Here is a 21,099-nt window from a genome sequence, read left to right on the forward strand (position 1 = left end):
CTCGGTCTGTCGAACGGTGCGCCGAGCGTGCTGCTGTCGGCGGCGGCGCTCGGAGCCGGACAGGCCGTGATGCAGCCTGCGCTGGCGACGATGATCGTGGACTGCTCCACCGCGGAGACCCGGTCGCGGGCGTTCGCCATGCAGTTCTTCCTGCAGAATCTCGGGCTCGGGATCGGTGGTCTCATCGGCGGACACCTCGTCGACACCACGAAACCCGGCTCCTTCACCCTGCTGTTCTCGATCGAGGCGGCGATGTTCCTGCTGCTGGTCGGGGTGATGGCCACGGTGCGGATGCCGCACTCGCCGCGGGTCGCGGGCTCTCCGGCGGCATCGGCGAAGGGCGACTGGAAGCGGCTGATGGGCAACCGGGCCATGGTGCAGCTGTGCGTCCTCGGCTTTGTGGTGTTCTTCGCCTGCTACGGGCAGTTCGAGTCGGGACTGAGCGCGTACGGGGTCGAGGCGGCCGGCATCTCGACGTCCACCCTGGGGACGGCGCTGGCGGCGAACACGCTGGTCATCGTGATCGCGCAGTTCCTGGTGCTGCGGTTCGTGGAGCGCCGCAAGCGCACGCGCGTGATCGCGTCGGTGGGGCTGCTCTGGGCCGTGGCGTGGGCCGTGGCCGGGTACGCGGGCCTCGGCAACGGCAGCCAGGCGATGGCCACCGCCGCCTTCATCTCGACGTACGCGCTGTTCGGGCTGGGTGAGTCGTTGCTGTCGCCGACGCTCGCCCCGCTGGTCGCGGATCTCGCGCCGACCGGTCTCGCGGGGCAGTACAACGCGGCTTTCGCCCTGGTGAAGCAGCTCGCGCTGGCCATCGGTCCGGCGGTGGGCGGGCCGATGGGTGCCTCGTTGCACACGCCGTACATCGTGGTCTTCGTGCTGGTCTCGCTGGGGATCACCGTGCTCGCGCTGCGGCTGGGCCGGCAGCTCACGGACGTGCAGAACCAGCCGTCGGTGGCGCGGAGCCTGGTGGTGACGCAGGGCGGCGGCACATCGGCGGAGCAGGCGCCGGCACCCGCCTGACGTACCCGGCTCGTCAGGGCCGGCCCGCCCTACGAACCCGTCGGCTTCGGCAGGGCGAACTCGCACCAGACGGCCTTGCCGCCGCCCGGGGTGCGCCTGCTTCCCCAGTTGGAGGCGATCGTCGCGACGATGGCGATGCCCCGACCGGACTCGTCGGCGGGTTCCGCACGACGGCGCCTCGGAAGGTGGTCGTCGCCGTCGGTGACCTCGACGATCAGCCGGCGGTCGGTGCGGCGCAGGCGCAGCCGCATGGGCGGTGTGCCGTGCTGGAGGGAGTTGGCGACGAGTTCGCTGGCGGCCAGGACGCCCAGGTCGTGCAGGTCTGCGGGGAACCGCCAGCTGGTCAGCACACCGGAGGCGAAGGCACGCGCGCGCGGGGCCGCTTCGACGCCGCCCAGCAGTTCCAGGGCCGCGTTGCGGAAGAGCTCGCTCTCCGGGCCCTTGCGGGCGGGGTGCTGGAGCACCAGTACGGCGACGTCGTCGTCGTGGTCCGGGGTCACACCCGCCGAGCGGACCAGGCGGTCGCAGACCACCTGGGGGGTGCCGGTCGCGCCGGCCAGGGCGCGCTCCAGGGCCGCGATGCCCTCGTCGAGGTCCTTGTCGCGGCGCTCGACCAGGCCGTCCGTGTAGAGGACGGCGGTGGAGCCGGGGCCCAGCGGGATCGAGCCGGAGGAGTGCATCCAGCCGCCGGTGCCGAGCGGGGGCCCGGTCGGCTCGTCGGCGCGCTGGACGGTGCCCTGCTCGTCGCGGACCAGGATGGGCAGGTGGCCGGCGGAGGCGTAGACGAGGGTGCCCTCGTTGGGGTCGTGGACGGCGTACGCGCACGTGGCGATCTGGTTGGCGTCGATCTCCATGGCGAGGCCGTCGAGCAGTTGGAGGACCTCGTGCGGGGGGAGGTCGAGGCGGGCGTAGGCACGCACCGCCGTGCGGAGCTGGCCCATGACGGCCGCCGCGCGGACGCCCCGGCCCATGACGTCGCCGATGACCAGGGCGGTGCGCCCGCCGCCGAGGGTGATCACGTCGTACCAGTCGCCGCCGACCGCGGCCTCGGTGCCGCCGGGGTGGTAGGTGGCGGCGACCCGCAGGTCGTCGGGCTCCTCGAGTTCCTGCGGGAGGAGGGAGCGCTGGAGGGTGACGGCGGTCTCGCGCTGGCGGCGTTCGCTCGCGCGCAGCCGTTCCGCGGCCTCGGCGTGGTCGGTGACGTCGGTGGCGAAGACCAGCACACCGCGCCCGCGACCACCACGGCCGCGCCCGCCGCCCCCGGCCCCGTCGGTGTGGCCGTCGGTGACCGGGGTGCAGGTGAAGGTGTAGGAGCGGCCGTCGGGGGCCTTGCGGGACTTGACCGTGCGGGGCTTGCCGCTGCGCAGGACCTGGTCGAGGAGGGGCAGCAGGCCGAGTTCGTCGAGCTCCGGGAGCGCTCCTCGCGCGGGGGCGCCGACCGGGCGGGGGCCGAAGGCGGCCGTGTAGGCGTCGTTGACGTAGGCGATGCGGTGGTCGGGGCCGTGCACCAGGGCGACGAGGGAGGGGACGTGGTCGAGGACCTCGCGCACCCTGAGGTCGTCGACGGCGGGCACGGGCGATGGCTGGTCGGCGGGTTGTCCGGCGCGGGCGGCGGGCACGGAGCCCTCTCCCCGCCGGTCCGGGAAGACCGTGTGCTCGCTGCGCGCTGCGGCGCGGCGCTGCGTTCCGGGGAGCCGGGCGCTCCAGCGCGTGAAGTTCACGAATCCTTGCCTCGTGTAGTTGTCGGCGGCCGGAAACCGGGACCGGCCGGGGCCCCGGGACCGCACCGGGGACGGACGGCCGCCCGCCCTCGGTGGTGGACCAGTCTGGCAGGCTGCCGACCGGGCCGACATCGGTCAGACGTCGGGCCGGTCGGTGGAGTTCCTGGGTCCGGTCAGGACGACCCCTTCGGGTTGTGCGGGGGGTCCTGAGAAGGCTTTCCACCGGCCGCCAGTTCGAACTCGGCCCGCGGGTGTTCGAGTGAACCCAGGGAGACGATCTCCCGTTTGAAGAGCCCGGCGAGGGTCCATTCGGCGGCCACACGCGCCTTGCGGTTGAAGGTGGGGACGCGGCTCAGGTGGTAGGTGCGGTGCATGAACCAGGCGGGGTATCCCTTGAGTTTGCGCCCGTAGACGTGTGCGACGCCCTTGTGCAGTCCCAGGGAGGCGACCGACCCGGCGTAGGAGTGGGCGTATTTCTCCAGGGGTTCGCCGCGCAGGGAGTGCGCGACGTTGTCGGCGAGGAGCTTGGCCTGGCGGAGTGCGTGCTGTGCGTTGGGGGCGCACTCTTGGCCGGGCTCCTTCGAGGTGACGTCGGGGACGGCGGCGGCGTCGCCCGCGGCCCACGCGTGCGTGGCTCCCTCCACGGCGAGTTCGGCGGTGCACTTCAGCCGCCCGCGCCCGTCGCGCGCCAGGTCGGTGGCGGCGAGAACGGGGTGCGGTTTGACCCCGGCGGTCCACACGACGGTGCGGGTGGGGAATCGGGCGCCGTCGCTGAGCACGGCGACGCGGTCGGCGCACGACTCGAGGCGTGTCTCGAGTCGTACGTCGATGTTGCGGCGGCGCAGTTCGCTGATCGTGTACCGGCCCATCGCCTCGCCGACCTCGGGCAGGATGCGGTTCGAGGCCTCGACGAGGATCCACTTCATGTCCTCGGGGCGGAGGTTGTGGTAGTACCGCGTGGCGTAGCGGGCCATGTCCTCCAGTTCGCCGAGTGCCTCGACGCCCGCGTAGCCGCCGCCGACGAAGACGAAGGTGAGGGCCGCGTCGCGGACGTCGGGGTCGCGGGTGGAGGAGGCGATGTCCATCTGCTCGAGGACGTGGTTGCGCAGTCCGATGGCCTCCTCGAGGGTCTTGAAGCCGATGGCGTGGTCGGCGAGACCGGGGATCGGCAGGGTGCGCGAGACGGAGCCGGGCGCGAGGACGAGTTCGTCGTACGCCATCGGCCGGCCGCCGCCGCTGCCCTCCTCCTCGCTGGCGAGCGTGGCGACGGTGGCGGTGCGGGCGGCGTGGTCGAGGGCGGTGACCTCGCCGATGACGATGTGGCACCGGTCGAGGACACGACGCAGCGGTACGACGACATGCCGAGGAGAAATGGCCCCGGCGGCCGCTTCCGGGAGAAAGGGCTGGTACGTCATGTACGGGTCCGGTGTGACCACGGTGATCTCGACGGCGCCCCGGGCGAGTTCCCGTTTCAGCTTCCGCTGCAGGCGCAGGGCCGTGTACATCCCGACGTATCCGCCACCGACAACGAGAATGCGCGCACGTTCCTTCACCATCCCATGACGCACCCGTCGCTCGCGTTTGTCCACAGCCCCGACGAATTGTGTGACCGGAGGCCGTGGGCGGGCCGGAGGGGCAGGATGACCCGACCGAACGGCGTGTGCGCAGGTCAGCGGTGATTTGCCGGTGTTTTCCCGGGGGCGCATTCGGGATCAATGCGCTCCGTACTCCGATCGGGGGGCGCTCCGTGCGGAACCTGCCCCTTCTGAATTGACCCTCACTCAACTATGTTCGTACGTCGACGGGGTGTAGGGGGATGCGCTCTTCGGGTCCGCGACGGGCGGAGCCGGCCACCGGGCATGTTCCTCGAACCCCAGCCATCTAAGGCGGGGAGTCTCCGGGGGGAGACGTCATCGTTACCGGGGGAAAGCGTATGCATGTTCAGGATTCTCATTGGTCTTCCGCGTCCGCTGTCGCGCCCGGCGCCGCGCTGAGCGCTCCGTCGGGCCGCGGACGCGCGGGCGGGCCACGCACGGCACCGCTGCGTGTGGACGCCCAGCGCAATCTGGAGCACGTGCTGCGCGCGGCCCGCGAGGTCTTCGGCGAGCTGGGCTACGGCGCGCCGATGGAGGACGTGGCACGCCGGGCACGGGTCGGTGTGGGCACGGTGTACCGGCGCTTCCCGAGCAAGGACGTCCTGGTGCGGCGGATAGCCGAGGAGGAGATCTCCCGGCTGACCGACCAGGCGCGTGCGGCGCTCGGTCAGGAGGACGGCCCGTGGTCGGCGCTGTCCCGCTTCCTGCGCACGTCGGTCGACTCGGGCGCCGGGCGGCTGCTGCCGCCGCAGGTGCTGCGGGTGGGTGTGGCGGACGAGCACGGCGTGGCGGACCACGCGCGGGTGCCGCAGCAGCGGGCGCAGCACGCGGCGGGTGAGCTGCGGCTGGTGCCCGGGGAACCGTCGGCCGCCAGCGCGGAGGACGACGCCGGCGCGGCACAGCTCCTCGACGTCGTCGGCCGGCTGGTGGAGCGGGCCCGCGAGGCGGGCGCGCTGCGGGCGGACGTGTCGGTGTCGGACGTGCTCCTGGTGATCGCCACGGCCGCGCCCTCACTGCCGGACCCGGCACAGCAGGCGGCTGCCTCCGCGCGTCTGCTGGACATCCTGCTGGAGGGCCTGCGCTCACGCCCGGCGTGAGACGCGTAAGGTCCCCCTGCCCGAACGGGGGTCAGGGCCGGGTCTGTCCGGTGGGGCGGGTCGCAGGAAACCGGCGACGCCTCGGCATCGTAGGTGGGCGGGGGTGATGGGGGTGCCTGCTCGAAGAGCATGGGGGGAGGGCGTGCCCGCTTCCGCGTCTGCGGCGTGATCCGCCGGACGGGTTCACCTGCACGTAAATCCGCCTTGGGCGGGCCTGGGCCGCCCATGGCGGGAAGGTGACGGGGCCGGGGCGGCTGCCCGCGGTAGCCGGCGCGTCGACGTCGGCCACCGCGCAGTCACCCGGTTCCGCGCCGGGCCGAGGACGGCTGCCCGCACCGACACCCGACCCGCACCTGCCCGAGCGCCGCAGGCGCCTCCGCTCAAGCTCCGCGAGCCAGTGCCCCTCGTTGTGGTGCGATGCCCTCGGGGACCGCGCGCTGCCGCCCGGGCGTGCCCGTCCAGCAGGTCCCCCGCCGGGCCAACAGCCGCCGCAGCCACAGTTCCAGCGAGACCAGGTCCGCCAGCCCGTCCAGCGGCAGCGGCTCCCCTTCCGCCGCCGCTCGCAGCGCCTTGCGCACCACCCGGGCCTCGACCAGTCCCGCCTCCGCCAGCAGCGGCGTGTCGAACAGCGCCATCAGCGTGCCCGCGGCCACCCGCAGCCCGGTCCGCGCCGCGACCGCCGTGGTCGCCTGGGTCGGCGCACCCCACCCTGCGGGCAACTCCCGCACGCCCGCGCCTTCCAGCACGGTCCGCAGGATCGCGGCGCGCGCCCCCGGCTGCACCCGCAGCGCCTCGGGCAGCGCCCGGCACGCGCGGACGACCTGGTTGTCGAGGAACGGCGTGTGCAGCCGCTGGAAGCGGACCTCGGCGGCCTGCTCCAGCACCCGCAGGTCCGCCGCGTGCCGGGCCAGTGCCGCACGCGCGCGGAAGTCACCGGGCCGCTGCCCCGGCCCCACCTCGGACCGGCTCGTCGAGGCCTGGAGGCGAACCGATACTTCAGCGAGCGCCTCACCGGTCAGCCAGCGCGCCGCCGGCCCGGGTCTTCCCCAGGTGAGCGCGGCCAGTGAGGCATCCGCCGCACCCCCGGGAGCCTCGTCGTCCAGCTGGTGGCGCAGCAGCCGCTCCGCGAGGTTCTCCAGACCCGTGCGGTAGGGCGTACGGGCGAGGCGCCGGGCCGCGGCGTACACCCGCGCGGGCACCATCACGGACCCCTCCGCCTTCGCCAGCGCGGCGACGGGCCGTACGAGATGGCGGCGCTTGCGGTCCATCAGCAGGTCGGCGAGCCGGGCGGGATGCGCGTCGAGCACCTGCCGGGCCCCGTACCCGGTGAAGTGGTCCGCGCTGCCCGCCGCCAGCCGCGCCCGGTGCCGGGCCGCGATCACGAGGGAGGGTCCCGGCTCGTCCGTCAGCGGCCCGTCCAGATCTGCGTACGGCAGGGTGTCCTCGCCGCCCGCGACCACCACATGGTGCAGCCGGGGGTTGGCGGCCAGCGCCCCGGCCCGCGCCAGTTCGTCCTCCCGCCCGCCGAGCGGACCACCGGCCGGACCACCGGTGGAAACCCCCGCGAGATCGTTGAAGGTGACGGCGAGCAGCCGTTCCCCCGCGCCCGTGCCGTGCCCCAGCACGGTCCCCGGCATGCCCGGCAGCCCGGCGGCGAGCAGCGCCAGCGTCCCGGACGCGGGCCCGCCCGACAGGTCGGCTCCGATCCCGGGCACCGGCATCCCGCGCGCCGCGCGTCGTTCGGCGGGCCCCATGCCCGGGACCGGGCCGGGGTCGATGTCGGCGCCGGGTACGTGGCGGGGCGCGGCGAGCCGGGTGCGTACCGCTTCGACCAGCGCGTCCCGGACGGCGTCCACCGCGCTGTCGGGGTCGGCGGGAGGCGCGGCGACGGCGAGCGAGGCGACGGGCTCGTACCCGGCGATCTCGCGCGCCCCGGCTCGCAGGATCAGCGCGTGCCCCGGCGGAACGCGCTTCACGCCGTCGTACGGTGTGGAGTCGTACAGCGCGGCCGGCACGTCGGGGGCGGCGAGGAGCGCGGCGAGGTGACCGAAGTCGAGGTTGGCCTCGACGAGGTCGGCGAGCGGGAGCGCGGCGGTCGCGAACGCCGTGCCGCCCTCCCAGGGGGTGTGGAACACCGGCCGGGCGCCCGCGAGGTCGCCGCAGACGGTGGTCCGGCGGCCCACCCGCACGACGGCGGTGTAGCTGCCCGGCCAGGCGGTCAGATGACGGAGCGCGCCGCCGCGCGCGGCGAACAGGGCGACACGCAGCTGCTCGTCGGTGGCGCCACAGGTGCCGAGGACGGCGATTCGGGTCTCGGCGTCGGCGGACACCATCCGCACCTCGTCGGGGCGCCAGTCGCCGACCGCCCACAGCGGATCGGGGTCGCCCCACAACGGTTGCGAACCCACCGGCTGCACGGTCTCGCCGTCGGACCCGGTGGCGCCGGCGGAGCCGAACGTCGGGGCACCCGCGGCGGTGCTGCTCCATCCCACCAACCACCGCATCGACGCCTCCACAGGCCGTGGACAACAAGTGCGCCGTGCGCACCGGTTCACCATGCTGCCATGAAGGAGGCGCTCAAGAGGGGTGCCGGTGCCGCATGTGCTCCGTCGAATGCGCCCCGGCGGATACACCCACCTCGCTCCGAACGTCCGCCCGACGCAAGGAGATCGCCCGACCGCGGCCGTGCATTCGCCCCTGCCAGTGCGACGCGAATGCGCCCCCCAGCGCGCCCCAAAAACCTCTAACGCGCCCTCAACTGCCAGGACAGACAAGGCGACAGCCCTCGAACGAGGGGGTCGATTTTCGGCCAATTCGGAGATGCGAGGACAACCTCGAACACGCTCCGTACAGGCTCTGCGCACCGCTGAACGGTCGCACGGCCCGGGAGGCGGAGTGCGCCTCCCGGACCGTCTCCGCCGCCCGCGGGGATGAAGGCGGCGGTGTCCCCCAGCCCGCTGGATCCAGTACAGCGGGCCGACCCACGCCCGACCATGGAATCGCTCCCGCCGTGGCCGGAGTAGAGCGCACACACGGGCGCACGGCCACACGCCGGGAGCATGCCGCAACCGCGCGTATCGGACCCGTACTTCAGTACGGACCACAATCCCGCCATCCGGAAGAATGCCCCTTAACGCTTGGGATGCGGCGAACTACGCTGGGTTTACGAATGCCGCCGGGTTATGCCAGAGCGGCAGCCGTCTGTGTCGAGGGGTGGCGCATGTCCAGGGAGCAACGCGGGCCGAACGAAAAACTCGGCACCGTTCTCGCCCTCGCGGGAATCTCCAACGCGGGCCTCGCGCGGCGCGTCAACGACCTTGGCGCCCAACGCGGTTTGACCTTGCGCTACGACAAGACGTCGGTGGCGCGCTGGGTGTCGAAGGGGATGGTGCCACAGGGCACGGCGCCGCACCTGATCGCCGCCGCCATCGGCCAGAAACTCGGCCGCCCGGTGCCGCTCCACGAGATCGGCCTGGCGGACGCGGATCCCGCGCCCGAAGTGGGTCTCGCCTTCCCCCGGGACGTCGGGCAGGCGGTGAAGTCCGCCACCGAGCTGTACCGGCTGGACCTGGCCGGCCGCAGAGCGGGGTCCGGCGGCATCTGGCAGTCGCTCGCCGGATCGTTCGCGGTGAGCGCGTACGCGACGCCTGCCTCGCGCTGGCTGATAACCCCGGCCGACAGTTCGGTCGCGCGCGAGGTGAGCCCGGCGGAGGGCTCGGCCGCACCGGCCAAAGTCGGCCACAGCGATGTGCGCAAACTGCGCGAGGCGGCCGAGGACGCGCGGCGCTGGGACTCCAAGTACGGCGGCGGCGACTGGCGTTCCTCGATGGTCCCCGAGTGCCTGCGGGTGGAGGCGGCGCCGCTGCTGCTGGGCGCCTACGCCGACGACGTCGGCCGCGCCCTGTTCGGCGCGTCCGCCGAACTCACCCGGCTCGCCGGCTGGATGGCCTTCGACACCGGCCAGCAGGAGGCCGCCCAGCGCTACTACATCCAGGCCCTGCGCCTGGCCCGAGCGGCGGCCGACGTCCCCCTGGGGGGATACGTTCTGGCTTCCATGTCCCTCCAAGCCACCTATCGCGGTTTCGGCGACGAGGGCGTCGATCTCGCCCAGGCCGCGCTGGAGCGCAACCGCGGCCTGGCCACGGCCCGCACCATGAGCTTCTTCCGGCTCGTGGAGGCACGCGCGCACGCACGCGCCGGTGACGCCCCGGCGGCCGGCGCGGCCCTGAAGTCGGCCGAGGGCTGGCTGGAACGTTCCCGCCCCGGCGACAGCGACCCGGTCTGGCTCGGCTTCTACTCCTACGACCGGTTCGCCGCCGACGCCGCGGAGTGCTACCGCGATCTGAAGGCGCCCCGCCAGGTCCGCCGCTTCACCGAGCAGGCGCTGTCGCGGCCGACGGAGGAGTTCGTGCGCTCGCACGGCCTGCGGCTCGTCGTCTCGGCCGTTGCCGAGCTGGAGTCGGGCAACCTGGACGCCGCCTGCGAGCAGGGCGTGCGCGCGGTGGAGGTGGCCGGCCGCATCTCGTCCGCCCGCACCACCGAGTACGTCAAGGACCTCCTGCACCGTCTGGAGCCCTACGGCGACGAACCCCGCGTGGTCGAGCTGCGCGAGCGGGCCCGGCCGCTGCTGATGACACCCGCCTGAACGCCCCGCCCGACCGGGCCGCCTCGCCGAGGTCGGCGTCCCCGACGCCTCCGGGTTCACGGGCGTTGTCAGTGACGTGGTGCACTATCGGGAGCGGGAGGTGGTGCGAGTGGTGCGGGCGGTGCGGCGGTCGTACGACTGCGACGTGCTGGTGATCGGCGGCGGCATCGTCGGCCTGTCGACGGCGTACGCGATCACCCGCGCGGCGCCGGGCACACGGGTCACGGTGCTGGAGAAGGAGCCCGGCCCCGCCAGGCACCAGACGGGCCGCAACAGCGGCGTCATCCACAGCGGCATCTACTACCGCCCCGGCTCCCTCAAGGCACGGTACGCGGTGCGGGGCGCGGCGGAGATGGTCAAGTTCTGCGCGGAGTACGGCATCCCGCACGCCGTGACGGGCAAGCTGATCGTCGCCACCGACCGGGACGAACTGCCCCGTCTGCACGCACTGGTCCAGCGCGGCCGGAAGAACGGGCTGACGGTCCGCGAACTGGGCGCGACGCAGATCGCCGAGTACGAGCCGGAGATCGAGGGTCTGGCCGCCATCCACGTCGGCACCACCGGCATCTGCGACTTCGCGGCGGTGGCCCGCCACCTGGCGGAGGCGTCCGGCGCGGAGATCCGCTACGGCGCGCGGGTCGTCCGCGTCGACCGCCGCCCGGAACTGGGCGTCGCGGCCCTGACCGCCGCCGGGGACGTCGTGCGCGGCCGGGTCCTGGTGAACTGCGCCGGGCTGTACTGCGACGAGATCGCCCGCCTCACCGGTGACGATCCCGGCATGCGCATCGTGCCGTTCCGCGGCGAGTACTACGAGCTGACCCGGCCGGAGCTGATCCGCGGCCTGGTCTACCCGGTGCCCGACCCGGCGTTCCCGTTCCTCGGCGTCCACCTCACGCGCGGCGTCGACGGCGGCGTCCACGTCGGCCCCAACGCCGTACCGGCGCTGGCCCGCGAGGGCTACGACCGGCGCACGGTCCGCCCGCGCGAGCTGGCCGCCACCCTGGCCTGGCCGGGCTCCCGGCACCTGGCCCGCCGCCACTGGCGGCACGGCACGGGTGAACTGCACCGTTCCCTGTCCCGGCGGGCCTTCACCGAGGCGGTCCGCCGGCTCCTGCCCGCGGTCCGGGAGGCCGACCTGACCCCCGCCCCGGCCGGCGTGCGGGCGCAGGCCGTCCTGCGGGACGGCACCCTGGCCGACGACTTCCTGATCCGGGAGACCCCCCGCGCGGTCCACGTGCTCAACGCCCCCTCCCCCGCCGCGACGGCGTCCCTGCCCATCGGCCGGGAGATCGCCCGCCGAGCGCTGGCCGCCCTGGCCGACCCGACGCGGCAGGGTGCCGACGCGACCGCGAAGTCACCGTGAGGGCCGCCGTGCGGGCCGCCGTAAAATCGAGAGCACTGTGTCTGACTCCTTGAACACCTCCGCAGCCCCGCACGCCGAGCACGCGCCCGGTGTGTCGATCCGCCGTACCCGGGAGAAGGGGGAGCCCCGCTTCCCCGACGGGCCGAAGGCCGATCCCGCCGGGTCGCACTTCGAGCGGCGGATCCGGAGTTTCCAGCCGCGCCGGAGCCGGGTCACCGCCGGGCAGGCGGACGCGCTGCAGCGGCTGTGGCACCGGTGGGGCTTCGACGTCGACGGGCGCCGGCTCGACCTCGCCGACTTCTTCGGCAACGACCGCCCCGTCGTCCTCGAGATCGGCTTCGGCATGGGTGAGGCCACTGTGCGCATGGCCGCCGCCGACCCCGGCACCAACATCCTCGCGGTGGACGTCCACACACCCGGCCAGGGCCATCTGCTCGGCCTCGCCGACCAGCACGGTCTGGACAACGTGCGCGTCGGCAACGGCGACGCGATCATCCTGCTCCGCGAGATGCTCACCCCCGACTCCCTGAGCGGGCTGCGCGTCTTCTTCCCCGACCCCTGGCCCAAGAAGCGGCACCACAAGCGCCGGCTGATCCAGCCCGACTTCCTCACTCTCGCCGCGACCCGTCTGGCACCGGGCGCGGTCGTGCACTGCGCCACCGACTGGGAGCCGTACGCCCAGCAGATGCTCGAGGTGCTGACCGCGCATCCCGCCTTCGAGAACACCGTGGCGGACGGTGGTTTCGCACCGCGTCCGGAGTTCCGCCCGCTGACCCGTTTCGAGGGACAGGGGCTGGCCAAGGGCCATGTGGTGAACGACCTGCTCTTCCGTCGCGTACCGCACGACGACCGGCCCGGTGGCCGGCCCACCGGGCAACCCCCCACCGGCTCCTGAGCCCACCTGGCGTACCTGCGGGCAGCGCCCTTCCCTCGTTAGGGTCAATGTCGTGGACACCAGCCGTCCGTACCCGACGCGGTCCAGCGCGGTGGCACACCCCGCCGGGCCGCCCGGGCGGGCCCTGAGGCACGTGCACTGGTGGCAGCGGCCCTGGGTGCGCTACGGGGCGCTGATCGCCCTCCTCGCGCTCTCCGGCCTGGTCATCCTGGGTCTGGTCCGCGAGCAGACCGGCACGGAGGGCTTCCTGGTCGGCCTCGGCCTCGCCGTCCTCCCGGTGCCGCTGCTCATAGCCGCCTTCCGCTGGCTGGACCGTGTCGCACCGGGCCCCTGGCGCAACCTCGTCTTCTCCTTCGCGTGGGGCGCCTGCGCCGCCGCGCTGATGGCGATCGTCGCCAACAGCTTCGCCACCCACTGGATAGCGACGGAGACGGCGGACCCGTCCCGCGCCGACACCCTCGGCGCGACCGTCATAGCCCCTGTCGTGGAGGAGTCGGCGAAGGCCGCCGCCGTCCTGCTGGTCTTCCTCTTCCGCAGACGCGACTTCACCGGAATCCTCGACGGCGTGGTGATAGCCGGGGTCACCGCCACCGGCTTCGCCTTCACCGAGAACATCCTCTACCTGGGCAACGCCTTCGGCACCGACCAGCTCACCGGCGGCAGCGGTGTCTCCTCCGTCACCGCGGCGACCTTCTTCGTCCGCGTCGTCATGTCGCCGTTCGCGCACCCGCTCTTCACCGTGCTCACCGGCATCGGCTTCGGCGTCTCCGCGCTCGCCACCGAACGCCGGCGCCTGTGGCGCGTCCTGCCGCCGCTGGGCGGTCTGCTGCTCGCGATGGGCATGCACGCGCTGTGGAACGGCTCCTCGGTCCTCGGCGGGTACGGCTTCTTCGCCGTGTACGGGGCGTTCATGGTGCCGTCGTTCGGCCTGCTGACCTGGCTGGTGGTGTGGACGCGGCAGCGCGAACTGCGGACCGTGCGCACGGAACTGCCCGTGTACGTCGCCGCCGGCTGGCTGAGCCCGGCCCAGCCGTTCGCTCTCGGCTCGATGCGGGCCCGGCGCATCGCCCGGCGGTACGCGCGCCGGCACGGGGGCCGGGCGGCGGCACGGACGGTGGCACGGTACGAGGCGTACGCGACGTCCCTGGCGTTCCTGCGGCACCGGGCACGCCGCGGCCGCGTGGGCACGGACTTCGCCGCACGGGAGGGGGAGCTGCTGCGGGAACTGTGGTGCCGCCGCGCCGCAGCCCGCCCGGCCCTGGAGCACGCGGCCCGCGCCACCGCGCCGCCTGTGCCGCCCTGGCCGGTGTACGGCGCGTACGGCGTGTACGGCATGCACGGCGCGACGAGCCTCGCGTATGCCCCGTACCCCGCGCACCCCGCGTACCTCGGGTATTCCGCGTACCGGCCGAACCCGTACGCGTCCCCGTACCGCCCCTGAAACGCCTGACCGGCAGCCCTGACGTCGGGGGGTCGTCGTCAGGACTGCCGGGGCTGTGGTCGTCTCAGACGGTGAGGCCCTTCGACTGAAGCCAGGCCATCGGGTCGATGCCCGAGGCGGAGCCGGCGGGGTGGACCTCCAGGTGGAGGTGAGCGCCGGTGGAGTTGCCGGTGGAGCCGACGCGGCCGATCACGTCGCCGGTGTTGACCTGCTGGCCGACGCTGACGCTGATGGAGGACTGGTGGGCGTACCAGATCTCGGTGCCGTCGTCGAGCGTCAGCACGGTCTTGTAGCCGTAGGAGCCGTCCCAGCCGGCGGAGGTGATCGTGCCGGTGTGGACCGCCTTGATCAGCGTGCCCGTGGGGGCGGCGAAGTCCAGACCGGTGTGCTGGCCGGAGGACCAGTAGGCGCCGGCCTGACCGAAGGTCGAGGAGACCGTGTACGAGGAGGTGGGCAGCGCGTACTGCCGGGCCAGCTCGGCGAGGCGCTCGGCCTCGGCCTTCTTCTTGGCCTCCTCCTCCGCCTTGCGCTTCGCCTCGGCGGCCTTCTCCTCCGCCTCCTTCTTCGCGGCGGCGGCCTTCTCCTTGGCCTCCTTCTCCGCGGCGGCGGCGGCCTCGGCGGCGGCCTTGTCCTCGGCCTGGCTCTGCTGCTGCTCGACCTGGGCCATGATCCGGGCGTGCAGCGCCTCGCCGGCGTCGGAGGCACCCTGCTCGGTGACCTCGTCGGCGACCACACCGATGTCGCTGAGCGCGGTGGCGGAACCCTCGGGGGTTTCCTCGTCGGAGATGAGGGAACCGACAGAGGGAAGGTCCGGCATCGAGATCGAGACCGGCGGCTTGCCGGTCTGGGCGCTGGCCATACCGCCACCGGCGACGGCGGCTATGACACCGACGCCCAGGACCGTGGAGCTGCGGGCGAGGCCTCCGCCGCGCTGCTTGCCGACGCGGTGCCGGCCGCGCACGGGGCGGACGGACTCCTCGGTGGGGTTCCACTCCTCGAAGGGGCCCTCGTCGGGGCGGACGCCGCCGTAGACGAAGGTGTCGCCGTCGTACTGGCTCGGCATGAAGGGGGCCTCGGGAGCAGGCCGGTTCGACGCCACGTGGGCGTACTCCTTTCCTTCCTTCTCGCCTACCGGGTTAGCTGACGGGTTCGGAGCAGGAAGGTCTCCTACACGCGTATACCCTCCGTGTCTCCACGGGGCATCCACGCGATTCACCCCAAGATGTTGGTTCCCCGGTTCCCTTGCGGGATTCGGCGCATGCGCACGGAGCCGACTCGTGTGACGGCTGGGACGACCGCGCTGCGTTATCGAACGTTAATAGAGGTAGGGGTCGGATTCCAAGCCGTTCCTCTTGATCGTTAACGATTTCCACGCGGACTTAAGCGCCATGGCCGGGCAAAAACGGGCGAGTTGACCGTGCCTCACGCGTCACATCGAAACTGACGGTTTATCAGTTGTTATGCGCAGCGCGGTGACCCGATCACCTGGCGTGACAACGGTGCGGAAGTCGGGACGACGAGCCGGGGCGGCGGGGCTAAAGCCGAGAACGACCGAGGGCCGGAACCCTTTCGGATTCCGGCCCTCGGCCTTCAGTAGCGGGGACAGGATTTGAACCTGCGACCTCTGGGTTATGAGCCCAGCGAGCTACCGAGCTGCTCCACCCCGCGTCGTTGTGTCACCAGCATACGGCATGCGGGGGACACTCCGCACACTCCTTGTCGTCGCCGTCGTCGCCGTCGCCGTCGCTGCTGTCGCCGCTGTCGCCGCCGTCGCGTCACCGGCCGATCAGATGGCCGTTCGGCGCCGTGGCGGCCTCCTCGTGCTCGGGCAGTACGACGACCTGGGTGCCCCCGGCGGCCAGCACTCCGCTGCCGTCGGCGTCCGCCACGAAGGTGTCCGGCTCCCGCCAGGCGGTGACCACCCGCCGTACCCCCGCGTCCAGGATCAGCCGCGCACAGGGCGCCGGACGCGAGGCGCGGCGCGCGCAGGGTTCCAGGCTGGAGTACACGGTGGCGGTCGTGAGCCGCGGATCCGTGGGGTCGGTCTTGGCGAGGGCGGCCTCCTCCGCGTGCACCAGCGGGTCGCCGCCCTCCCGGGAGTGGCCGCGGGCCAGTTCGGTGCCGTCGGCCGCGACCACCACCGCGCCCACGCTGAAGGCCGTCTCCGACGGCGGGCACTGAACCGCCAGTTCACAGGCGAGGGCCAGCCAGTGGTGGTCGGCGGCGACGGGGAGCGGGCCGGTGCCGGGGGCGGTGGGCTCGTAGCGCATGAGAACGACGTCGCCGACCGGGCGGGTCTCCAGCAGCCGCAGCCGGCCGCCCTGGTAGGCACCGGGGCCGAAGAGGCGGGCGGCGTCCGGGTCGCCGACGAAGAGCGGGGCGAGGACCAACTGGAGCTCGTCGGCGAGGCCCTGGGTGAGGAGCTGGGTGTGGATCAGGCCGCCGCCCTCCACCATGAGCCGCCGGACGCCGTACACGTCGTACAGGTGCGTGAGGAGCCGCCGCCAGTCGAGTGCGGCGCCGAGCGGTACGACATCGGTGGCGAGGCCGTGCGCGCGGGCGCGTTCGGCACCCTCGTCGGTCGTGTAGAGGACCTTCTCGCCGCCGGTGTGCCAGAACCGCGCCGCCGGGTCCAGGTCGCCGGAGCCGCTGACGGTGACCTTCAGCGGGTACTCGGGCCGGCCCTCGGCGACCCGGGCGGCCCGCCGCTCGGGCGAGTTGACCAGCAGGCGGGGGTTGTCGGCACGGATCGTGCCGGCGCCGATCAGGATCGCGTCGACCGACGCCCGTACCTCGTCGACCCGGTCGAAGTCGGCCGGGCCGGACAGCAGCAGCCGCTCGGGGCCGGTGTCGTCGAGGTAGCCGTCCAGGGAGACGGCGGCGGACAACAGGACGTACGGGTGAGGCATCGACGCGCTCCTGGGAGGACGGGAAATTCGGGGACTACTACGAGAACTACGAGAACTACGAGAACTACGAGAACTACGAGAACTACGAGAACTACGGGGACTACGGGGACTACGGGGACTACGGGAACTACGGGGACTACGGGGACTGCAGGACCTGCGGGACTTGCGGACCGCTGAACTGATTCAAGTCTGACAACCGGATCGTGGGACGGGGCAGGCCCCCATGAGGGTCGTCCCCCAGCTTGTTTGGGTGGCACCACGGATGGTCATCGCGCGGGGGCGGATGTGAGCGTGGAAGCAACGTGGAAACAACGCCGAAAGACGGGACAGACACGACAAAAATCCCGGCCCCCTGTCCCGTGGCGCACCGACCGCGGCCCCGTACGGCCCGTATGGCGAAGAGCCCCCACCGACGCGAAGGAGCGGTCCCCACTCGGCTCAGTCGATGAGGTCACGCTCCGTTCCCGTGTTGTGGAAGGTGGTGACCCGTGGGACATGCCGACACACTGCTCGCCATGGGTGGCGCCTTCCTCGCCGCCGCGTTCCTCGCCCGCCTCGGCAGCCGGATCGGGCTGCCGACCATCCCCCTGTTCATGCTCGCCGGCATTCTGCTCGGTCCGCACACCCCGGGCCCGGTCCTGGTCGAGGACGCGCACGACTTCGGGATGCTCTCGGCACTCGGTCTCGTCCTGCTGCTCTTCTACCTGGGCCTGGAGTTCCACCTCGACGATCTGAGACGGGGCGGCAGACGGCTGCTCACCGCCGGTGGCATCTATCTGCTGCTCAACGTCGGCGCGGGGCTGGGCTTCGGGTTCGCCCTCGGCTGGGGAGCACGGGAGGCCCTGGTACTCGCCGGGGTGCTGGGCATCTCCTCCTCGGCGATCGTCACGAAGATCCTCATCGAGCTGGGCCACATCGGCCGGCCCGAGACCCGTCTCATCCTCGGCGTCACCGTCGTCGAGGACATCTTCCTCGCCCTCTATCTCGCCGCTCTGCAGCCCGTCCTCAGCGACGCCCAGGGCCTCACGGACATGGCACTCCAGGCGGCCAAGGCGTTCGGCTTCCTGATGGTGCTCGCCATCGTCGCCCGCTTCGGCGGCCGGCTGTTCGGCCGGCTGCTGGCCGTGCGCGACAACGAGCTGCTGGTCGTCACCTTCCTCGGCACCGCGATCCTGGTCGCGGGCGTCTCCGAGGTGCTCGGGGTCGTCGACGCCATCGGCGCGTTCATGGTCGGTCTGATCGTGGCCGGCACCCCCTCCGCGCCCCGGATCCGCACCCTGGTGCACCCGCTGCGCGACGCCTTCGCGGCGATCTTCTTCTTCGCCTTCGGGCTGGCCATCGACCCCGGCGACATCGCCTCCGTCGCCGGTCCGGTGTCCGTCGCCGTGGCGCTGACCCTCACCATGAACCTGGCCGCGGGCCTGCTGGTCGCCCGCCTGTACCGCTACGGCGCCGACATCGCCGCCGACATCGCGACCACGCTCGTCGCCCGTGGTGAGTTCGCGCTGATCCTGGCCGCCATGGCCACCGGCGCGGGGCTGGACGGCCGGCTCACCGCGTTCATCGCCGGATACGTGCTCGTCCTCGCCGTCCTCGGCCCGGTGCTCGCCGGACGGGCCGGCCTGCTCGCGCGCGCCCTGCGTGCCGTGCAGATGCGGCGGTCCGACCACGGCCCCCTGCCCGACGCCCCGGGTCACGGACCCGCGCCCGACGCTCCGGACGACGGACCCGCACCCGCACCCGCACCCGCACCCGCACTCGACCTGGACACCGGGCGCGGCCGGGAGGGGGAGCCCCTGCCCGCCGAGGCCGAGCGGTAGACCGGCCCTGAAAGCCGCCGTCCTGGCGTCGTTTCCCCGCCGGTGCCGGTTCGGGCACCCGTCTCGACGCCGGTGGCGGTCAGGGCTCGATCAGACCGACGCGGATGGCGTACCGGGTGAGTTCCAGTCGGTCCTTCAGGTCGAGCTTGGCCAGCAGGTTGGCGCGGTGGCGCTCCACGGTCTTGGGGCTGATGACGAGGAGGTCGGCGATCTGCTGCGAGGTGTGCCCCTCGGCGACCAGTTTGAGGATCTCCTCCTCCCGGTCCGTGATGGCCTTGGTGGGCAGGTTCCGGCCGTCCCGGGCGAGTTCGAGGTAGTTGCGGATGAGGGCGTTGACGGCGCCCGGGTAGAGGAACGGCTCGCCGCGCATGGTGGCCCGGCATGCCTCCACCAAGTCGCGGTCGGCGACGGACTTGAGGACGTATCCGGAGGCGCCGGCGCCGAGCGCCTCGAAGAAGAACTGCTCGTTGTCGTACATGGTCAGGATGAGGATCCGCGTCTGCGGGAGGGTGCGGGAGAGCTCGCGGGCCGCCTGGAGGCCGGTGAGGCGGGGCATGGCGATGTCGAGGATGGCCAGGTCGGGTTCGTGGGCGCGGGCCTGCTCGATGGCTTCGGCCCCGTTGTCGGCCTCGGCGACGACGGTCAGGTCCGGTTCGCCGTCGAGGATGAGGCGTACGCCTCGGCGGACCAGCGCGTGGTCGTCGGCGAGGAGGATGCGGGTGGGGGGCGGGCCCTCGGCGGGGCCGGTGGGAGTGCTGGCGGGAGCCGGGTCGGTCATGTTCAGCGTTTCCGGTCGGGAGCGGCGGTCACGGGCGGCACGGCCCGCACGGGCGCGGGGCCCCGTACGGGAACGGGAACGGCGAGGCGCACCCGGGTCCCGCCGCCGGGAGCGGGACCCACGTCGAGGTCGGCGCCGACGAGCAGGGCCCGTTCACGCATCCCCCGGATGCCGGCGCCCTCGGCCGCGGCACCGATGCCGTGGCCGTCGTCCCGGACCTGGAGATCGACTCCGGCGGGGGTGCGGCGCAGGGAGACCTCCGCACGGCGGGCCTGCGCGTGCCGGGCGATGTTGGTGAGCCCTTCCTGGGCCACCCGGTAGAGGACCAGTTCGGCCTCCGGCCCCAGGGCGGGCAGGTCGGGGTCGAGGCGGTGCTGGACCATCAGGCCGGTGGAGCCGCCGAACTCGGTGGTGAGGGCCTTGAGGGCGCTGGCAAGCCCCAGTTCGTCCAGGACCCCGGGGCGCAGCCGGCGGGCGATGCGTCGGATCTCGTCCAGGCTGCTCCGGGTGGTCTCCTGCACCAGGCTCAGCTCCTCGCGCAGCTCCACCGGGGCGTGGTCGGCGACCCGTTTGAGCTGGAGCAGGACGGCGGTGAGGCTCTGGCCGACCTCGTCGTGCAGTTCCTGGGCGATGCGGCGGCGTTCGTCCTCCTGCGCGGAGAGGGCGCGTGCGCTGCTCGTGGCGCGTTCGTCCTCCAGCCGGTCGAGCATCGTGTTGTACGTGCTGATCAGCTCGGCGATCTCCCCGCGCCCGGCGACCTCGGGACGCTGCCCCGGACGGAGCAGGTCGGTGGTGGACATGGCACGGGTGACGCGCTGCAGCGGGGCGAGGCCGACGCGTACCAGCAGCGCGTTGGCGAAGAGCATGGCGGCCAGCCCCACGGTGAGTACGGCGGCCTCGGTGAGCAGGACCGGGGTGGAGACGGTGACCGGTCCGAGCAGCAGGGCGGTGGCCGTGATCAGCACGACGGCGTTCAGCAAAAAGATCCGCCAGAACAGTGGCACTCAGTACCACCTCCTCACCCCTGCTCACCGTGCGCCGTCTGCCGTACTGTCTGTCGTAGGCTCCCGGTGCGGCGGGAGCGTTCCGGCGGCCCGTCGGTTCCGGGGGCGCGGGCACGCGGGCCGCCACGACCCAGCGTGAGCGCTGTTCCGGCTGTGCGCCATCCGTGCCAGCCCCCATTTTTCCACGGGTCCGTGGGTGTCCGGGCGCCCCCGTACATCGTCGACCCCCACGAAGATGAGGGCCGGACCCGATGGTTTCGAGGCACCCGGCGGGCGATCCTTGAAGTGGACGCGGGCCCGGCCCCGCCGAACCCACTCGCACCGGGCGGGTGATGACCTCGGCACCCGGGCAAGCTCCCCTGTGTCGGCCCCGGTTCGCGGGCCGACGGCTCACTTTTCGCCCCCGGCGTCGGTGTCATGGAACCGACGCCGGGAGGTGTTTTCCAGGTGGCGGTCGGAGGTCTCCCGTGCTGCCACCGTTCGGGAAGGAGGAGACGTGCCCCAGTCCGACGACAAGCGCCTCGTCGATCTCGCGGCCCGAATCGAGCAGGACGACCCGCACTTCGCGCGCTCCCTGTCCAGCGGTCGGCCGGCCAAGCCGCGCGAGTACCGGCACACGCGCGCTTGGTGGGTACTGGGAATCGGCGTGGTCCTGCTGTTCATCGGTCTGGTCATGCCCCACGGGCTGCTCATCGCGACCGGTCTGGTCCTCAGCGGAATCGGCGTTCAACTGTTCGACCCCTACCCGCCCCGGAAGGGCAGCCGATACCGGAACTCGGCTCGCTGATACGGCTCGAACCCGCATTCA

Annotated in this window: 15 protein-coding genes, 1 tRNA gene and 1 riboswitch (1 of these 17 only partly in view); of the genes, 8 read left to right on the plus strand and 8 right to left on the minus strand. The window is 72.8% G+C overall.

The features are described 5' to 3' along the window. On the plus strand, positions 1–1,023 hold the 3' portion of the coding sequence (locus ACVW19_RS15895; protein WP_457464627.1) for an MDR family MFS transporter. 255 nt of this gene lie to the left of the window's left edge; the window shows 1,023 of its 1,278 coding nt (coding positions 256–1,278); its start codon lies beyond the left edge, outside the window; its stop codon occupies positions 1,021–1,023. Positions 1,024–1,052: 29 nt separating this feature from the next. Here the strand turns inward: ACVW19_RS15895 and ACVW19_RS15900 are convergent, their stop codons facing one another. Then, positions 1,053–2,744, minus strand: coding sequence for an ATP-binding SpoIIE family protein phosphatase (locus ACVW19_RS15900; RefSeq protein ID WP_457460042.1), 1,692 nt, complete (start codon positions 2,742–2,744; stop codon positions 1,053–1,055). A gap of 173 nt (positions 2,745–2,917) precedes the next feature. After that, positions 2,918–4,300 (minus strand): NAD(P)/FAD-dependent oxidoreductase, encoded by a 1,383-nt coding sequence (locus ACVW19_RS15905; protein ID WP_457460043.1) that lies wholly within the window; start codon positions 4,298–4,300, stop codon positions 2,918–2,920. Between the two features lie 377 nt (positions 4,301–4,677). Between ACVW19_RS15905 and ACVW19_RS15910 the strand changes: the two genes are divergently transcribed. Beyond that, complete coding sequence (locus tag ACVW19_RS15910) at positions 4,678–5,436, plus strand: TetR/AcrR family transcriptional regulator (protein WP_457460044.1); 759 nt, start codon at positions 4,678–4,680, stop codon at positions 5,434–5,436. 380 nt (positions 5,437–5,816) lie between these two features. Here ACVW19_RS15910 and ACVW19_RS15915 read toward each other — a convergent pair whose 3' ends face one another. Further along, complete coding sequence (locus tag ACVW19_RS15915; RefSeq protein WP_457460045.1) at positions 5,817–7,940, minus strand: asparagine synthase-related protein; 2,124 nt, start codon at positions 7,938–7,940, stop codon at positions 5,817–5,819. A 716-nt stretch (positions 7,941–8,656) separates the two neighbouring features. Between ACVW19_RS15915 and ACVW19_RS15920 the strand changes: the two genes are divergently transcribed. The 4 genes from ACVW19_RS15920 (at position 8,657) to ACVW19_RS15935 (ending at position 13,780) form a co-directional block, all read left to right on the plus strand. Beyond that, on the plus strand, positions 8,657–10,081 hold the full coding sequence (locus tag ACVW19_RS15920) for an MFS transporter (RefSeq protein WP_457460046.1): 1,425 nt from the start codon (positions 8,657–8,659) through the stop codon (positions 10,079–10,081). 79 nt (positions 10,082–10,160) lie between these two features. Next, positions 10,161–11,444 (plus strand): L-2-hydroxyglutarate oxidase, encoded by a 1,284-nt coding sequence (gene lhgO / locus ACVW19_RS15925; protein WP_457464628.1) that lies wholly within the window; start codon positions 10,161–10,163, stop codon positions 11,442–11,444. 37 nt (positions 11,445–11,481) lie between these two features. Further along, the gene (gene trmB / locus ACVW19_RS15930; RefSeq protein ID WP_457460047.1) at positions 11,482–12,339 is read left to right on the plus strand and encodes a tRNA (guanosine(46)-N7)-methyltransferase TrmB; all 858 of its coding nucleotides are present in this window, start codon (positions 11,482–11,484) and stop codon (positions 12,337–12,339) included. A 52-nt stretch (positions 12,340–12,391) separates the two neighbouring features. Continuing rightward, complete coding sequence (locus ACVW19_RS15935; protein ID WP_457460048.1) at positions 12,392–13,780, plus strand: PrsW family intramembrane metalloprotease; 1,389 nt, start codon at positions 12,392–12,394, stop codon at positions 13,778–13,780. 64 nt (positions 13,781–13,844) lie between these two features. On the opposite strand, the gene ACVW19_RS15940 is transcribed toward ACVW19_RS15935, so the two are convergent. The 3 genes from ACVW19_RS15940 to ACVW19_RS15950 form a co-directional block, all read right to left on the minus strand. Continuing rightward, positions 13,845–14,879: a M23 family metallopeptidase gene (locus tag ACVW19_RS15940; RefSeq protein WP_457460049.1), complete on the minus strand. Its 1,035-nt coding sequence runs from the start codon at positions 14,877–14,879 to the stop codon at positions 13,845–13,847. 11 nt (positions 14,880–14,890) lie between these two features. Then, a riboswitch (cyclic di-AMP (ydaO/yuaA leader) is annotated at positions 14,891–15,047 on the minus strand. 327 nt (positions 15,048–15,374) lie between these two features. After that, a tRNA-Met gene (locus ACVW19_RS15945) sits at positions 15,375–15,448 on the minus strand. Positions 15,449–15,555: 107 nt separating this feature from the next. Continuing rightward, on the minus strand, positions 15,556–16,689 hold the full coding sequence (locus ACVW19_RS15950) for a dihydrofolate reductase family protein (RefSeq protein ID WP_457460050.1): 1,134 nt from the start codon (positions 16,687–16,689) through the stop codon (positions 15,556–15,558). A gap of 488 nt (positions 16,690–17,177) precedes the next feature. Between ACVW19_RS15950 and ACVW19_RS15955 the strand changes: the two genes are divergently transcribed. Further along, the gene (locus ACVW19_RS15955; RefSeq protein ID WP_457460051.1) at positions 17,178–18,509 is read left to right on the plus strand and encodes a cation:proton antiporter; all 1,332 of its coding nucleotides are present in this window, start codon (positions 17,178–17,180) and stop codon (positions 18,507–18,509) included. Between the two features lie 79 nt (positions 18,510–18,588). Here the strand turns inward: ACVW19_RS15955 and ACVW19_RS15960 are convergent, their stop codons facing one another. Both ACVW19_RS15960 and ACVW19_RS15965 read right to left on the minus strand, forming a co-directional pair. After that, positions 18,589–19,287, minus strand: coding sequence for a response regulator (locus ACVW19_RS15960; RefSeq protein ID WP_457460052.1), 699 nt, complete (start codon positions 19,285–19,287; stop codon positions 18,589–18,591). Positions 19,288–19,289: 2 nt separating this feature from the next. Then, positions 19,290–20,291 carry a HAMP domain-containing sensor histidine kinase gene (locus ACVW19_RS15965; protein WP_457460053.1) on the minus strand — a complete coding sequence of 334 codons (1,002 nt, stop codon included), beginning with the start codon at positions 20,289–20,291 and terminating at the stop codon, positions 19,290–19,292. Between the two features lie 496 nt (positions 20,292–20,787). On the opposite strand from ACVW19_RS15965, the gene ACVW19_RS15970 reads away from it, so the two are divergent. After that, positions 20,788–21,078, plus strand: coding sequence for a DUF3040 domain-containing protein (locus ACVW19_RS15970; RefSeq protein ID WP_457460054.1), 291 nt, complete (start codon positions 20,788–20,790; stop codon positions 21,076–21,078). Positions 21,079–21,099 lie beyond the last annotated feature (21 nt).

This window comes from Streptomyces sp. TE5632 (assembly GCF_054061295.1).

What these genes read in the sequence shown, in the direction of transcription:
- ACVW19_RS15905 (WP_457460043.1), bottom strand. Translation starts at nt 4,300, where the DNA reads ATGGTGAAGGAACGTGCGCGCATTCTCGTTGTCGGTGGCGGATACGTC.
- ACVW19_RS15910 (WP_457460044.1), top strand. Translation starts at nt 4,678, where the DNA reads ATGCATGTTCAGGATTCTCATTGGTCTTCCGCGTCCGCTGTCGCGCCC.
- ACVW19_RS15915 (WP_457460045.1), bottom strand. Translation starts at nt 7,940, where the DNA reads ATGCGGTGGTTGGTGGGATGGAGCAGCACCGCCGCGGGTGCCCCGACG.
- ACVW19_RS15920 (WP_457460046.1), top strand. Translation starts at nt 8,657, where the DNA reads ATGTCCAGGGAGCAACGCGGGCCGAACGAAAAACTCGGCACCGTTCTC.
- ACVW19_RS15950 (WP_457460050.1), bottom strand. Translation starts at nt 16,689, where the DNA reads ATGCCTCACCCGTACGTCCTGTTGTCCGCCGCCGTCTCCCTGGACGGC.
- ACVW19_RS15960 (WP_457460052.1), bottom strand. Translation starts at nt 19,287, where the DNA reads ATGACCGACCCGGCTCCCGCCAGCACTCCCACCGGCCCCGCCGAGGGC.